Here is a 15830-nt window from a genome sequence, read left to right on the forward strand (position 1 = left end):
TGCCGGAATGGCTGTGAGCTCGAAATCCATAAGCGTACTTACACCTGAATTGTTGGGCGTAATGGGTGATTCTATCCGTTTGCGCGGACCTGATGATCAAGGTATGTGGCTGGATAGCTCCTTGAGGCTTGGGCTGGTTCATCAGCGTCTTGCCATTCAGGATTTATCGCCATTGGGTGCGCAACCCATGCATTCTATTTTCGGTCGCTACACAATCGCCTTTAACGGTGAAATTTATAATTTCAAACAATTGAAGGCACGTTTAGTTGCGCTCGGTTTTCAGTTTAAAGGTGGATCGGATACTGAGGTTATATTAGCCGCGTTTGAAGCTTGGGGAATAGAATCTGCACTGATTGATTTCATCGGCATGTTTTCGATTGCCCTTGTGGATCATCAGGAAAAAAAACTGTGGTTAATTCGCGATAGAGTGGGAGAAAAGCCGCTTTATTATTACCAATCGGAAGGAAACATTTTATTTGCATCAGAGCTCAAGCCACTACTCTTATGCCCCTTATTCAAAAAAGAAATTGAACCCGGAGCTGTTGGGCTATTGATGCGTCACAACTATATTCCCGCGCCCTGGAGTATTTTTAAGAATACATTTAAGTTAGAGCCCGCTCATTATCTTTGCTTCAATTTGGTAAATACCACTGAAGCGCCAATTAAAAAATGTTATTGGAACCCATCACTAAAATGGGATCATTCACTGAATGCTCAATCGCTGCATGAGCGGCTAGATCCTTTGTTGCGTCAGGTGATTGCAGATCAAATGATCTCTGATGCGCCCTTGGGGGCATTTTTATCCGGCGGTATAGATTCGTCGACAATTGTATCGCTGATGCAACAACAGTCATCTCGCCCGGTAAAAACATTTTCTGTGGGTTTTAATGTCGCTGGTTTTAATGAGGCAGAGCACGCTAAGGCGGTGGCCAGTCATTTGGGAACAGATCATAGCGAATTTTACGTGCAGCCTGCTGATGCGCTGGACATTATTCCTCGACTGCCAGATATTTATGACGAACCATTTGCTGATTCTTCGCAAATACCAACGTTTATTGTCAGTCGTATGACTCGCCAGCAAGTTACTGTTGCCTTATCCGGTGATGGTGGCGATGAATTGTTTGCTGGCTACAGTCGTTATGCGTCCTATGATCGTGGTTTCACAATGCGTCGACAAGGCTTGGCTCATAAACTAATGAATCATTTACCTGCAGCAGTCGTTGCGCAGCTCACTCGACTTGGAAAAGTAAATCAACGCGATTTATCATTGCAATTGGTGCTGGAAAAAGTGCTGCGGTATAAGGCCAGTTTTAATGCAGCGAGTCCTCAAGCATTTTATCAAAACCAGGTCGGTTATTGGCTTCACCCTGAAGCACAATTAACATCAGCAACTCGCTTGGCTTATGCACTGGATAATATGCCTGTGCGTGAAGATCCTACATCGACATTTCAATGGTGTGATATTAATTCTTATCTGCCGGATGACATTCTGGTCAAGGTTGATCGTGCGGCCATGGCAAATAGTTTGGAAACGAGGGTACCATTATTGGACCATCGGTTAGTTGAGTTGTCACTAACTGTACCGACGGGTATTAATGTAGTTGGTGGCGTTACCAAACAACCTCTGCGTAAAATTTTATACCAGCATGTCCCTCGTGAGTTGGTTGATCGTCCTAAACAAGGGTTTGCTGTTCCAGTAGCGCATTGGCTGAAAAATGAATTACGCGATTGGGCAGAGGATCTTCTTTCTGAAAAGTCCCTTGCAGATACCGGAATTTTTAATAGCGATTTAATTCGTCAAAAATGGCATGCGCATCTTACCTCATCCCATGATTACTCGTTTCACTTATGGTCAGTATTAATGTTCCAGTCCTGGTATAGGAAATATATCTGATCATGTCTGGCATCACTGTTTCTACAGAGAAAGTTACTGATGAGTTGTTGGCAGAAGTGGCGGATTTATACGTTGTAGAACAATATAAAAAATCTTTATGGGCTTGGCAATTTTCCCATCGATTTGAGCGCGATGTTCTGGCAATCGTTGCGAGGGATAATGGTCGCGTTGTTGGTTTTAATGGCACTATGCCTATTAAAATTGTCGATGAGCATGACCAAAAGATAGATGCTATCTGGAGTTGTGATTTTATTGTTGCTCCCGATTATCGAGGAAAAGGTTTGGGAAAGGCCATTAAGGATGAAATGGCAAAAGCATTCACTATGCCTGTTATGTCTCTTGGCATTAGCGACAGTGCATTTCCGTTATTACTAAAAAAAGGATGGCGCGCACCTGTACGGCTCAATGTTTGGGATTTATTGCTGAGCCCTAAAACGGCGAAACAAGTAATTCTATTTGCATGGTCAACCTTGTGTCGTGCGGGCTTACTTATTGCTATCAACCGAGCGCAGAATAAATTTCTTGTCGAAGAATTAAGTTATCTTCCTTCGCGCAAGGTAATTGATTATTTATGGGCGTTGCATAGACAATATAAAAATACAGTAGAAGTCCTTAGGGATTATGATTATTTAATATGGCGATATGTTGATTGTCCGTTTCAGTGTTACCAATTTTTACATGTAGGTTCGAATCTTGATGGATCAAAGGCAATTATTATTTTTAGAATTTCTACTGGAAATAATATTGAAGTAGTGGATTTCATCGGATATGCGGATGCGGCATTAGTATCTTCTGTTGTTGCATTTTGGCTAAAAAAATATCCAGATACTACGGCAATCCATTGGAATACATCCTTATCAAAGCTGCATGCCGGACTGCTCGTTAATGGATTTGTGAAAAAGAGCTACGGATCGCGTTTCGCTACCCTTTCGGCTTATGGGCAAAATAATTGGGGATTGGTTGCCGGTGATTCAGACGGTGACTTTTTGCGGCTTGCAAAAGAGCAGTCGTATTTTTCCGCTATAAAAGATAGCAGCGAGGAAATTAATAAAGCTTTTATTGCACCGTCCAAACTAGATGGTGAGCTGATTTTTCATAGTCCTGAAGGATTCGATTATAAAAGAATATCCGAAGAAGCTTTCTATAGCATGGAGCTATTATGGGATGAGCTTATAGCCAAGAGTGATGCCAATCCATTATTTATGAGTTGGCAATGGATTGCGAGTTGGTGGCGGCAATGGGGAAATGCGTTGTCGTTGAAGTTTCATGTGTTGCTTGTTTTCGAGCAAGAAATAATTGTTGGCATTATCCCATTTTATCAATACAAAAAACGGTTTTTAAATAAGTACCAGATGATCGGAAATGCGTGGGGTCTTTCTCCTACTGTCCGCTCCGAATACACCTCTCCTATTTTTCTGCGTAATAAAGCTGATGTTTTATATAAAAGTTTGCATGCTTATATTAAAGCACAGGCTTTTAATTCATCGTTTATTTTTTCTGATATATTAAAAAATGCTATGCCCACACTGAGTTGTTGGGAGCATAGAATAGATGTTGGTTATAAAATCAGTGTGAACGGTGATTTTAATGATTATCTCTTGTCTTTGGGGCGAATGACTCGCCTGAAAGCATTTAATCGCCGCATGTATCTTATTGAGCATTATCCATCTGTTGAATTTCAGTGGCTAATTATTACTCGTGAATCACTCGATGACTTTTTTAACAATCTAAATTCTTTCCATTTGTTGCGATGGGGAAAGCCGTGTTTTGATAAGTTTGCTGTTAATTTTCATAAGAGCTTCCTTCTTGGGCCTATGGGGCCTAACGCATTGCTCTCTTATCTAAGAGTTGATGGAAAAATTGTGTCTGCCTCTTACAATATTAAGATACAGGATGTCATTTATAATATTCAGTCAGGCTACTTGGAGTTATTTGATAAAAAGGTATCACTAGGTACCTTGCATATGGGATGGTTAATTGAGGCGGCATTTAAAAATCATTCAGTGAATGCATTTGATTTCCTTGCCGGTTTTGGACGTGTAGAGGATTATAAAAAACATTATCAAGGAGATGCTATCCATTTCTATACTTTGCAGTATTTTTCTTCTTTCATGGTAAGAGCTTTATTTGGCGCACACTTTTTTTTGAAAAAACTAACCAAAAAAACTGCAAAATACATCAAGCAGGCTTGGAGGGCTAGGCGATGAATTTCAAAATATATTATTCCCGCGCTGGTTTTGGTTTAGTAAAAGATGCAAAAATCTTGCAGAATGCTTTGATGTTCTTGGGCTATGATGCGGAAATTATAGAGTTACCTACGGCTAAACATAGTTTTTTGGGGCGTATAACTGCTGCTATAGCAAGTTTTTCTAAGATTATAGGATTTTTATTTTTTTACCGGCGATTACAACGTTTCTTCTTGGGTAAGCCGGAGCATATCTCTATTCATCTGGAAAAGATATTTTATGGAAAGTTATTCTTGCATCGAAAGCAAATACTGATTCCCAATCAAGAATGGTTTGGCTCTGCCTTTTTTGAGTTGTTGAAGTATATTGATAATGTATGGGTTAAGACCCGATTTGCAGAAGGTATTTTTAAGGAATTTCGTCCCGCGGTGGACTATATTGGTTTTTGCTCTGTGATCGACAGTAATGTTATTTATAAAAAAAACGGCGATCATTTCTTTGCGCGAGTCGGTATGAGTCATTTCCGTGGTGCGGAGCGACTGGTAGATGTATGGCGGACTCATCCTGAGTGGCCGCTACTAAAAATGGTTATAGATTCATCGTGCCGGCCTGCAAACCCGCCGGCAAATGTAGAGTATCTTAATGTTTTTCCCCGAGTTGAAGACTATGTTGCGCTTGCAAGTTCTTCTCTATTTCATATTTATGCATCAGAAGTAGAGGGTTTTGGGCATTCAATTGTAGAAGCTATGGGTTATGGCGCCGTTGTATTGGTGACCGATGCTCCGCCAATGAATGAGGTTGCTGATACTGATTGTGCATTACTAATAGCTGCGACCTATTCCGGACAAAAATTATTTTCCCCTCGATTTTTAGTCAATTTATCTGCAATCGAAGACACTGTAGAAGCAGTAATGCGGATGGACGAAGAGCGAATTCAGCAGTTAATTGAGAATGCACGGCGGCGGCCTGATGTTTTAAAAGAGCGATTTTATAATAATCTGGCAATGACAATTAAAAAGCTTTAGGCTAACTGTTGGGCTGCGAGCACTATTTTCTTTATGGATAAAACTATGCTTATTTCAATCATTACGCCAACCTATAATCGCGAGGCATTTCTGCCTGCCGCTATTGAGAGTGTGCTTGCTCAAAGTTACAAAGAATTTGAATTAATCATCGTGGATGATGGTTCCACTGACAATAGTCGTGAACTCATTAATACTTACGCGGAAAAAGACTCGCGGGTTAAATATTTATATCAGGAAAATCAGCGTCAAAGTGTTGCGCGTAATTATGCCTTGTCTGTCGCCAAAGGCGATTTTATTTGCTTCCTGGATTCTGATAACTATTGGCCATCGGATAAGCTTGAAAAATCTATCGAGGCATTTGAGGCGTATCCAGATGCAGATATAGTCTATGGGGATTGCATTACTATCGATGAGCAAGGTAATGAGCTGCATCGACATAATATGCGTCGCTACTCAGGACGCATTGCTGCCTTATTGCTGAAGGATAATTTTATCAGCATGAATACTACTATGACGCGGCGTAAGTGTTTTAATGAGATGGGAGGTATGAGTGGAAAGCGCCGCGTAGCAGATGATTATGATTTATGGTTAAAGTTTTCAGCGCGCTACAGGTTTCAATATATCCCCGAGTTTCTCGCGTACTATCGGGTTATGGAGAACCAAATATCCAGTAATAAGAAGCTGCGCTTTGAGACAAATGAAAAAATTATTTTAGATTTTTTAGCCGAGTATCCTGATGCGGTTTCCAAGCAAGAGCGAGATGCTGGCTTGTCGGCGTTTTATATTCGCAAAGCTCGTCATTATGCGTCCAGTGACAAAACAGAAGCTTATGCAGCTATTCGCTCAGCATTGGTAATCAAACCATTGTCTATTGGTGCATGGCGTGCATTAGTAAAAGTTGTTCTTTCGTAAATATTTCGTACATAAAAAAACCCAGCATTGCTGGGTTTTTTTATGTCATTAAATCGCAAATATTACGACTTCAAGCGACGCGCACCGAACAGGCCAAGCAAGCCCATGCTCATTAACAGCAGGGTAGTTGGTTCTGGAACTGCAGTTACACGAACACCAATAATCAGGTCGTCATGGTTGTCGTCATCAGCAGCATTTGGGCCAGTATCATCAAGGAAAAGGATTGCATCATAAAAACCAGCATGTGAGGCATTTGCATTTGGACCTTGACCAGTAAAAGTGGCATTCAACGCAGCAGCAAAAGAATAGAAGCGGCCATTGATGACGCTTTGAACAGCACCTTCTGCATTAGATACTGAGATGGTGTTTGCAGGATTTACTGATGTTGCAGGAATATTACTGGTGAACAGGAAATCAAAAAGGCTGTCTTTGGCAACTGTAGTTGTGATTGTGCCCTTGTTGGATTTGCTCAGTGCGCTCTCCGCATCACCAGGAACTGAAAAAAGATTATTCCAAGTAGATTCTTGGCCAAGGAAATAATAAGTCACAAGAAGGTTGGCATTGGCCTTCAGACTTCCAGCAATGGTGTAAGAGCCGGGAGTGATGTAGCCAGGGGTTGTGAAGTTGTTGTTTGAATAAGCAGGAACATCTGCTGCGTATTGAGCGCTGCCGCTATCAACCACGGAGATTAGTCCTGCATTTGCACTTAAAGAGCCCAGAGCGATAAGCGCTGCAGCTGCGTATTTGATGAGTTTCATGAGGGTCGTCCTTTGTTTGGTACAAAATGAGTGATTTACAATTAGCCTAAGCTGACTAGTGGTAAGCGATAAGTGTGCCATTACTTAAAATTCATTTAAAAACATTGAGTTACGTATTTTTTGTGGCGCACTTAACCTTGTTGATGTAAATTTTTCCGACTTCCCTCTGACGTCATCATCTTGATATGGTTATTGGACTGGCTGCGGGTTTAGCGAGATAAATCGGCTATACAGGCCCTCTGTGTCAAATGTAGCAATTTCATATGTGTCTCCGACGGTGGCGCCTGTCAAAATAATCATATTAGTATTTGGGTTTGTGATGGTTTCTATGGTCCAGGTTTGTTTTTTTGAAGAGTAATAACGTATCTCATAGCCTCCAATATCCGTTAGAGCCATTAATTCACCATTTTCACGATGGGTCGGTTGAAGCCACTTAAGTGCAATGCTGGTTAATGGGCTACTACTTGATGATGAGTTACTGTTATCAACAGAAGAGAATGAACTTGCGACACTTGAGGAAAGACTGCTGTTGCTCGATGAGGTACCGGATGAGCTTGTATTGGTTGCGGTGAGCAATGTTTTAGTGATGAGAGCATTGGAAAAGTTTGATCCATTGCCCTTTGAATCGATTGCTCGGACCCTGTATGTGTAATAGGTGTTTGGTGTGAGTGCTATATCGGCAAATTCTAATTCTGCTGCTGTGGTAGTGCCTATGACAACGCCATCGCGACGAACTTCATAGTATGACAAGGCAACATCATCTGTTGATGCCTGCCATCCAATAAGCGCGCTGTTATACGAAACCGCTTGCAATAGAAGATTGTCTGGTGTGCTTGGGGGAAGATCCAACTGGACGCTTGGTTCAGGAGTTAATTCCTCTTCGGTAAATTCCAGTGCTGTACTGCTAGAGCGCGAAGAGCGCACATAGCTTGACAAGCTCGACGATGAACGTACCAGCGAAGCGCTGCTTTTCGCTATCGATGACGGGCTACTGGAAGAGCTACTGGATTGTGTGCTGGTTGCCGCTGATGATGAGGTGGCAGTTACAGGTGTGGAGCTTGGTTGGGTGATGGCTGTGCTGCTGTCTGTTGGGCTGTCGCTTTCGGGGCCACCACCGCCGCAGCCGGTGAGGATTATTGCCAGTGAGCTGACGAGCAGGAGCGAGTGAATAGGGTGTTTCTTGGAGCCAAATATCATTGTAACTACCTAAAAAAGCATGGAGTTTGCCGGAATAAGAGGAGGTGGTTGCTGTGCGGACGATCCTGCTGCGTGGCGACCTTATGGTGACGCATTACATTTAGCAGGATACCTGTGGTGCCACGGGCTTATGCCTTTATTTTTTTTCAATAAGCGATGGGGTCGAGCTGGATTGTGATATTTAGTTCTGCGATCGGTGTGCATTTCTATTCCATATTGTTATATGTGACTTGTCCTTGAGAATTCACTATTCACCGCTAAGATCGGCATCGCCAAAGGGTGGTGTGGCGATAATATTCATATCGTACTTTTTGATAAGGTCATAAAACGTCGGGCGTGTGATCCCCAGTAGTTTGGCGGCGGCGGAGATGTTGTTGTCGGTCATACTCAGGGCGCGCAATATGGCGCCTCGCTCCGCTTCCTGACGCACATGGCGCAGGTTGAGGGAGAGTTCGCCTGCTTCGGCCAACCCCAGGTCTTCCCGGGTGACATACTTGCCATCGGCCATGATGACGGCGCGTTTTACTTTGTTTTCCATCTCGCGGATGTTGCCGGGCCAGTTGTAGTTTTCGATGGCGGCAATGGCATCAGGGGTGAAGCCGGTGACATTTTGGCCGTGTTCTTTGGCGAATTTGAGTTTGAAGTGGCGTGCCAGCAGCACTTTGTCGCCCATCCGGTTGCGCAGGGGCGGGATATTCACTGTCATTTCGCAGATGCGATAAAACAGGTCTTCGCGGAAGCTCCCCTCGCGTACCATGGCCTCCAGATCCTTGTTGGTGGCGCAGATGACCCGGACATCCACCGGGATTTCGCTGCGGCCGCCCACTCGCTCTATCACCCGCTCCTGCAAAAAGCGCAGCAATTTGGCTTGCAGGTTGAGCGGCATATCGCCAATTTCATCGAGGAAGAGGGTGCCTTCATTGGCGGTTTCCACCTTGCCCAGCGTGGTTTTATTGGCGCCGGTGAAGGCGCCTTTTTCGTAGCCAAAGAGTTCGCTTTCAATGAGGTTTTCGGGCACGGCCGCGCAGTTGATGGCGACAAAACGCTTGCTCTTGCGCGGGCTGAGTTGATGGATAGCTCGCGCCAGTACTTCTTTGCCTGTGCCGCTTTCTCCCAGCAATGTGCAGGTGACGGTTGTTGGCGATATTTTTTCCAGTTGGCGACAAATTTTGAGTAACTGAGGATCGTTGGTGATGAGACCTTCCAGCGGTTCCTGTTGGGAGAGGTGCAAGCGGCGGTTGTAGTCTTCCAGTTCGAAGATGTGGAAGGCGCGCTGCACAATCAGGTCCAGGGTGTTTGGGTCTACCGGCTTTTGATAGAAATCATAGGCGCCCATGGCGACGGCGCGCAGGGCGTTGTCGCGGTCGGTTTTACCCGTCATTACAATAATTTTGGTGTTGGGCGAGAGGCGCAGTATGTCTTGTATGCACTTGAAGCCTTCATCGACACCGTCTTCATCCGGCGGGAGCCCAAGATCCTGGATGACAACCGCCGCTTCATGCTGGCGCATGGCGGCAATGGCGTCCTGGCGGTTGTCTGCAACAACCGTTTCGTATTGGTCAAAGTGCCAGCGCAATTGGCTTTGCAAGCCCGCGTCGTCTTCGACAATCAGCAGAATGGGTTTGGTGGCAGTTGTTTTGCTCATGCGGTCCCGTTAATCCTTGTTCAGTGGGAGAGTCATGGTGATGGTGGTGCCTTCGCCCGGTTCACTGGCAACATTGAGTGTGCCACCCAGTTCACTGATGTATTCGCGCGACAGGTAAACCCCGATCCCCATACCTTTGCCGGATTTGGTGGTTTCAAACGGTTTGAATAAGCGGTTGTGGATAAAATCCCAATCCATGCCTGAGCCATTGTCTTCAATAATCACCGTGGCCCAGTCGTTATTGACGCGCAGTGTAACATGAACCCGTCCGTCGTCCGGCGTGGCCTCCAGCGCATTTTTGATGAAGTTGGTGATGGTCATCACTAAACGCACCTGATCGGCGTTGAGGGTACGTTCGGTGGGCTCGATATCGGCGTTGAGCTTGGTGGTATTGCGCTGGCACTCGCTGACCGCTTGATTGACCACCTCCAGGATCGACAGGCGTTTGACCAGATCCGATTCATCGCGGCGCAGCTTTTTGAGCAGGTTGTTCATGCGGTCCACGGAGTTGCTGATGGTTTTAATAGCATCTTCAAAAAACGCGGGGTTGTCCTTGTGCTTCTCGGCGTTGCGTACCACCAGCGCCTGTTGGGCGATGAGGTTGTTCAGGTCGTGGATAATAAAGGCGACGAGTTTGTTGTAGGTATCAAACTGGCGGCCTTCAACGAGTTGTTCAGCTTGTTGGTGGCGTTTGAGATAGCTGCCAATTTGTCGCCCCATGGTTTTGAGCAGGTCCAGATCTTCCCAGGTGAGGCTTTGGTCGCCTGCCGGTTTGGTGAGTGCCATAAAGCCAACCAGCTCCTCGCCCACAATCAGTGGAAACAGCAGCCAGAGGTTGGGAATATTGTGCGCCCAATGTGGCAGCAACTCATTGTGCTGGCTAAGGGCTTTGTTGTCGCCACTGTCGGGGATGAATACCCATTCGGCATCGATAAAGGCGCGACAAAAAGGGCTGTTTACCGGCTCTTCTTGCAGGGTTACGTGGTTGGGGAGGTTGGTGCGATAGACCGGCTCGTAAAACCCCTGTTTGATCAGCCAAATGGCGCCACCGGGCGCTTTGGTGGTGGAGGCGACGGCGTAGAAGGCGCGCTGGTTGACTTCACTGGCCTCGGCGGGCTGGGCCAGATAATTAATCAGCCGCAGCCACTCATTGCGATAGTCGTATTTGTAGCGAAACAGGTGTTTGTTGATCAGTACCGATAGCTTCATGCGGATACGGCTGGAAATAAAGACCGTCGCAATCAGCAGGACAGCACCAACTAATAACAAACTGTAGAAAACCGTTCCCCAATTACCGCCGTATAAACGGACATAGTAACCACCGAGTGACAGCACCGTGATCAAAATGCCGACTCCTACCAGCGAGGTGGTGTAAAAGGCGATAGGGCGCGACAAATTAAAGTTGGCCGGGCGATCACTGCGCTGCAGCAGCAAAATGCCGCCCAGTGCCATAAACAGGCAGGTGGCGAGTGAGACGGCGGCGCGCGATTGCCAGAGCATGGGGTCCAGGCCTTTGAAAATCAGCGCGTGGGTAAACAGGTAAATGTCGTAGAGGAAGATGGCGGCAAGGTTCATGCACAGGAGTTTGATCTGACGATCATTTTCCGCGGCGAAGCGATAGAGTTGCTCCACACTCACCAGCGCAATCACCGCTAGCCCCAGTGCAAACCAAACGGACAAACCGGCCTGGTTCATGTTGGGAATAAAGAGCATCACAATCGCCAGCGCGGTAATGGGCCAACCGCCACTGAACAGTAATTGCAGGCTGGCCGGTAATTGGCGGCGATGGCTGTTATGCCTGAGGCATAGCCAGATGCAGAATACCCAGGCATTAAAATGCAGGTATTCAAAAATGATCAGTAAATACAGTGGGATCTTGTAGCCGGAGAACGACAGGGCGATCACACCCAAATGGATTGTATGCAGCAGTGCCGCCCACAGGAAAATCCAGGTTTTCTGGCCGCGCAAGAGCTGGAACAAGTAGGTGCCGGTAAGCAGGGCAGCGACAACGGCAGCACTAAAATAGGCGACAAAGGTGACGCTGTTATATTCCATCTTGGGCGAAATCCAGAAGTGGGTAATAAGTGGCAGGTATAAGTTTTGGCAATAAGCATAACAGTTGCCACTGGCAGATAGAATCATCGCTCCGGCGGTTGATTTTAAGATCAAATACTACCATCGCCTGTGTGGGTATTTGCCGCTATAATGCGCGCCGACGATTAACCCGCCCCAAGCTCGGGGGCAGATTATACTTGGGCTTTACTGGAGCAAATCCAGCCGCCTTTATACTAACGAGGAAAACGCCGTGATCCAGATGAAAAAGTTGTTCGGAGTACTGTTTGTTGCAGGTTTGGTCGCGGCGTCTGCCGTTGCCAACAGTGAAGATGACATCAAGGCGCGTCTCGCTCCGGTAGGTAGTACCTGTATGTCCGGTGAGGCCTGTGCGGCCGCGCCAGCCCCTGTGGCCGCCGCAGGTCCCAAATCCGGTAAGGAGGTGTACAGCAGCTTTTGTACTACCTGTCACTCTGCCGGGGTAATGGGTGCGCCCAAATCCGGTAACTCGGCCGACTGGGCGCCACGTATCGGCAAGGGCATTGAAACCCTGTATACCCATGCCATTGGTGGCTTTAACGCTATGCCTCCCAGAGGTATGTGCGCCGCCTGTTCCGATGATGAAATCAAAGGTGCTGTGGATTACATGGTTGAAAACAGCAAGTAATTTGCCTGCCAGCTAAATCCGTTTCACCCAAAAATAAACCCTCGCCATGGTCTGCATGGCGAGGGTTTATTGTTTATGGCTACTGTTGATGGCGCCTCCCGTCCGTGGGAGTGCCGTTTTGATTAGAAGTTGGCTTTGACGATCAATGCCGCGCGGCGGTCATTCACAAACCATGAACGGCCCGCTTCCGCACCTTGTCCATCAAGGATCATGATGGTTTTGGTTTGGGTATTGGCGATATTGGTTAATTGCAAACCAACAGTCACATTCTCATTGACGTTGTAAAACGCTGAGCCATCGAGGAAGCCTGAATCGTCGTTCCAGAGTGGATACTTACTGATGACGTCGCGTGTTGTCAGCAAGTACTTGGAGCGCCAGTTGTAAGCCAAGCGCAATGACCAGTCATTTTTGTCGTACATGGCGACAATGTTGAAGGTGTCTTTGGATTGGCCTTGCAGTGGCACTTTATCAAAGTCGACGCGCGCGCCTGTATCTGTGGCGGTACCGGCAAAACCATCGGAGCTGCCATCACCGCCATTGGGTACACCGCTGGCATCGATATAGGTGTAGTTCATCTGCAAACCTAAACCGTCCCATGGTGCGGGCAGCATGTCGTAGAACTGCTGATAGGCAATTTCAAAGCCTTGCATGGTGCCATCGCCGCCGTTGCGGGTACCTTCCACTTCAACCGTTTGGGTAACGCCTGTCACCGGGTTGGTGAAGTCGCGTGCAAAACTACCGAACACAAAGAAGTTGCTCAGATCTTTGTAAAACAAGGTAGTGGTGAGCGATCCAACACGGGCGAAATACCATTCAAGCGAGGCATCAAATTGCGTGGATTCCATGGGCTTCAGGCCGGGATTGCCTGAGCTGCCGCGCCATCCTGCTACGCTCGCACCCAAAATACCGCTGCTGCTGGCACCAGGGTTGGCCGGATCAACTTCCGGTTGCACGACTGTTACTGACAATGGATCGAGGTTGGCCTGATTTTTCACCGCTTCCATATCGGGCAGAGCGATGGCTTTGGCGACGGCAAAGCGTGAAATCAGGTCGTCGGTTAGCTCTACCTTGAGGTTCAGGCTGGGCAGGGTGGTTGAATAGGTCGTGTCAGCATTTTGCACGGTGAACGCATTGTTACCGAAACCGCGCTCGTTGTTGCTCAGGAAGTTATTCGGGTCGCTCGCCCAGCGTGATTCAGGCATGGCCATCAATGCTGTGCGTGCTGCTGCCAGGTCGGCATAGCCGCCTTGATCGTAAAGTGCCTGGCTGGCTTGGGTGGCCCAAGCATCCACAGCACCGGCAGTCAATGGTAGGTTGATTCCTTCGGGCACGGCAAAATCTGGCAGCAGGTCAGGGTATTGGACCGAGCCGAGTGCATCGCGCTCCAAGCGGACATAACGCAAGCCCAGATTACCGCTGAAACGCAGCGCGTAGTCGTCAGAGCCAAAATCCACCTTCACATAGGCTGCATCGTTGGTTTCGGTGGTGACAAATACTTCAGACGGGGTGAAGTAGTTGGTGGTGCCAGCGCGCTTGTTGGCGGGCACAAAGGAGCCTGCATCGGCCAGCAACTGGCGACCATTAACAACGTCCTTAACCAGTGATGGTGAAGCATGAAGCATGTTGTTACCGGGAATGGTCAATACGCCACCGCGATGGAAGTCGCTCCAATCCACGGAGCTGTATGACTGGTCAGCGACTTTTTCCAGGTCTGCCCAGTAGATGTCGGATTGCCAGCGTGGCCCGAGTGAACCCCAGTTATAAACAGAGTAGCGTACGGTTTGTTCACGTTCGGCGTGGCGAACACCGCCGGTGATAGCCGTGATAAAACTGTCATCCAGTGAGTGTTTAACATCAATGCGGCCTGCCAGCGAGTCGCCTTCGGAGCGCTCGTAGTGATCCATCGCCGCCTGCCAGAAATAGGAGGTAGGGTCCTGGAAGTAGTTAGCATCACCTGCTGGATCATCGGAGAAGCCGGGGAAGCCCTCACTGTAGATATCCGGGTTGGCCGTACGGAAACCGTTCCACGGTTCGATCAGGGTCAGCGACGGTGTTTTGCCGTGGGTGCTGTAGTCTTGCATCGCGTGGGTGGCGAGCATGATGGTCACGTCATCGTCTTTGGTTTCGGCATCGATGTATTGCAGGTCGAGGCTGTATTCCCAGTTATCGTCGGGGGTGAATTTCAGGTTAAAGGCGTAGTCATCCACCAGGGTGCGAGTGCTTTTCACGCGGGTATCCGTGGAAAAGATATGGCCCCATTGCGGGATATTTACCGGATCATCGCCCCAGGCGCGTGGAATGCGATTGGTATTGCCGTCAGCGGCGCGCCAGCCGTCGGAATCAACCAGGGTACCGGCGGTGAAAATGCCCCTGTCGTTGAACTCTAATTGGGTGCCTTCCAATGCGCGGGTGCGGCGAATGTCTTGCTCTGAGTTTTCATCGTAATAGCCGCCTTGGTATTTGATGGCATATTCGGTCCAGGACAAGGTGGCATCCGAACGCATAAATTGCAGGGTGCTGACCAGCGTATTGTCGCTGTTTTGCCATTGCAGGGCTGCCGCGTAACCCTGGCGGTCGCGCTCATCTTTTTTCATCAGGGCGTTGGAGCCATTTGGCATCCACACAGTGCCATCGCCCACACCGACAAACCGCTCGGCACCGGCCAATTCCGCTGCATCGTATTTTACGTAGGCGTCACTCTGGATACCGTTTGACAGGCCAGTGAGCGAGGAGTCCGCCACATTGAGCAATAAGCCAAATTCCCCGGCACTGGTGTCCCAGCGGTCGCTGTAGAGTGCCGACAGGGTTGGTGTCCATTCTTCGGCCATATCACCATAGGAGTAGTCGGCAGAGACAGCTACGATACGGCCGCTGGAATCAAATGGCTTGCGTGTACGCAGGCTGACTGTACCGCCAATCCCGCCTTCAATCATGTCGGCGGTCTGGTTTTTGTAGATATCCACTCCGCCCATCAATTCTGGCGGTACATCCTGGAAGCTCAAGCCGCGACCGGAGTTGGCGGTGAAGGAATCGCGGCCGTTAAATTCCGAGCGGGTAGCGTTCATGCCGCGAATCACTGCGGCGGAGCCTTCCACACTGAAGTGGTCCGGGTCGTTGGCTGAAGCAAAACGCTCAATGGATACACCGGGAATCCGCTGCATGGCTTCCAGCACGCTGCGGTCGGGCAGGGAGCCTATGTCATTAGCGGAAATGGAATCGACCACGGTGTTGGCATTACGCTTGATGTCCTGGGCATTTTCCAGGTTGGCGCGTACACCGGTGACAACAATCTCTTCCAGGTTTCCATTGCTATCGGTTTGTGCCATCACAGGCGCGGTCAGCGCCATGATGCACAGTGTTAGCAGTGAGCGACGAAAGGCGGGTGTGGCTGTAGTGTTGTGGTGACCTTGCTGATTGTTATGGGGGAGCATAGCTAACCTCGTGTTTTCATTATTAGGTGTTTCTGATGGATGCACCTCCGGCAAAGAGGGCAT

10 protein-coding genes are annotated in these 15830 nt (G+C 48.0%); 5 read left to right on the top strand and 5 right to left on the bottom strand.

Features of this window, described 5'->3' with window-relative positions:
- Nucleotides 1-13 precede the first annotated feature (13 nt).
- Genes asnB through B0D95_RS15925 form a run of 4 tightly spaced genes read left to right on the top strand, consistent with a single transcriptional unit; the run spans nt 14 to nt 6017 of the window.
- On the top strand, nt 14-1894 hold the full coding sequence (gene asnB, locus B0D95_RS15910; protein ID WP_210403638.1) for an asparagine synthase (glutamine-hydrolyzing): 1881 nt from the start codon (nt 14-16) through the stop codon (nt 1892-1894).
- A gap of 2 nt (nt 1895-1896) precedes the next feature.
- Entirely contained in the window at nt 1897-4101 is a 2205-nt protein-coding gene (locus tag B0D95_RS15915) for a GNAT family N-acetyltransferase (RefSeq protein ID WP_078044816.1), read from the top strand.
- Nucleotides 4098-5105, top strand: a complete 1008-nt coding sequence (locus tag B0D95_RS15920; protein WP_078044817.1) for a glycosyltransferase — start codon at nt 4098-4100, stop codon at nt 5103-5105. Before B0D95_RS15915 ends, B0D95_RS15920 begins: the two co-directional genes overlap by 4 nt.
- A gap of 45 nt (nt 5106-5150) precedes the next feature.
- Entirely contained in the window at nt 5151-6017 is an 867-nt protein-coding gene (locus B0D95_RS15925) for a glycosyltransferase (RefSeq protein WP_246841628.1), read from the top strand.
- Between the two features lie 62 nt (nt 6018-6079).
- On the opposite strand, the gene B0D95_RS15930 is transcribed toward B0D95_RS15925, so the two are convergent.
- From B0D95_RS15930 to prsK, 4 genes are all read right to left on the bottom strand, one after another.
- Nucleotides 6080-6775, bottom strand: a complete 696-nt coding sequence (locus B0D95_RS15930; protein WP_168172468.1) for a PEP-CTERM sorting domain-containing protein — start codon at nt 6773-6775, stop codon at nt 6080-6082.
- A 189-nt stretch (nt 6776-6964) separates the two neighbouring features.
- A complete protein-coding gene (locus tag B0D95_RS20470) occupies nt 6965-7972 on the bottom strand; it encodes a fibronectin type III domain-containing protein (RefSeq protein ID WP_149867931.1) in 1008 nt (335 codons plus the stop codon).
- Nucleotides 7973-8219: 247 nt separating this feature from the next.
- A complete protein-coding gene (prsR, locus tag B0D95_RS15945) occupies nt 8220-9617 on the bottom strand; it encodes a PEP-CTERM-box response regulator transcription factor (RefSeq protein ID WP_078044822.1) in 1398 nt (465 codons plus the stop codon).
- Between the two features lie 9 nt (nt 9618-9626).
- Nucleotides 9627-11672 (bottom strand): XrtA/PEP-CTERM system histidine kinase PrsK, encoded by a 2046-nt coding sequence (gene prsK / locus B0D95_RS15950; RefSeq protein WP_244904600.1) that lies wholly within the window; start codon nt 11670-11672, stop codon nt 9627-9629.
- A gap of 259 nt (nt 11673-11931) precedes the next feature.
- On the opposite strand from prsK, the gene B0D95_RS15955 reads away from it, so the two are divergent.
- The gene (locus B0D95_RS15955) at nt 11932-12336 is read left to right on the top strand and encodes a cytochrome c5 family protein (protein ID WP_168172469.1); all 405 of its coding nucleotides are present in this window, start codon (nt 11932-11934) and stop codon (nt 12334-12336) included.
- 122 nt (nt 12337-12458) lie between these two features.
- Here B0D95_RS15955 and B0D95_RS15960 read toward each other — a convergent pair whose 3' ends face one another.
- On the bottom strand, nt 12459-15767 hold the full coding sequence (locus B0D95_RS15960; RefSeq protein ID WP_371452398.1) for a TonB-dependent receptor: 3309 nt from the start codon (nt 15765-15767) through the stop codon (nt 12459-12461).
- Between the last annotated feature and the right edge of the window lie 63 nt (nt 15768-15830).

Source organism: Cellvibrio sp. PSBB023, from assembly GCF_002007605.1.
Taxonomy (GTDB): domain Bacteria; phylum Pseudomonadota; class Gammaproteobacteria; order Pseudomonadales; family Cellvibrionaceae; genus Cellvibrio.

Excerpts from the sequence above, each read along its gene's own strand:
- prsR (WP_078044822.1), bottom strand. The coding sequence starts at position 9,617 with ATGAGCAAAACAACTGCCACCAAACCCATTCTGCTGATTGTCGAAGAC.
- B0D95_RS15925 (WP_246841628.1), top strand. The coding sequence starts at position 5,151 with ATGCTTATTTCAATCATTACGCCAACCTATAATCGCGAGGCATTTCTG.
- B0D95_RS15955 (WP_168172469.1), top strand. The coding sequence starts at position 11,932 with ATGAAAAAGTTGTTCGGAGTACTGTTTGTTGCAGGTTTGGTCGCGGCG.
- B0D95_RS15960 (WP_371452398.1), bottom strand. The coding sequence starts at position 15,767 with ATGCTCCCCCATAACAATCAGCAAGGTCACCACAACACTACAGCCACA.
- B0D95_RS15915 (WP_078044816.1), top strand. The coding sequence starts at position 1,897 with ATGTCTGGCATCACTGTTTCTACAGAGAAAGTTACTGATGAGTTGTTG.
- B0D95_RS15920 (WP_078044817.1), top strand. The coding sequence starts at position 4,098 with ATGAATTTCAAAATATATTATTCCCGCGCTGGTTTTGGTTTAGTAAAA.
- B0D95_RS15930 (WP_168172468.1), bottom strand. The coding sequence starts at position 6,775 with ATGAAACTCATCAAATACGCAGCTGCAGCGCTTATCGCTCTGGGCTCT.
- B0D95_RS20470 (WP_149867931.1), bottom strand. The coding sequence starts at position 7,972 with ATGATATTTGGCTCCAAGAAACACCCTATTCACTCGCTCCTGCTCGTC.
- prsK (WP_244904600.1), bottom strand. The coding sequence starts at position 11,672 with ATGGAATATAACAGCGTCACCTTTGTCGCCTATTTTAGTGCTGCCGTT.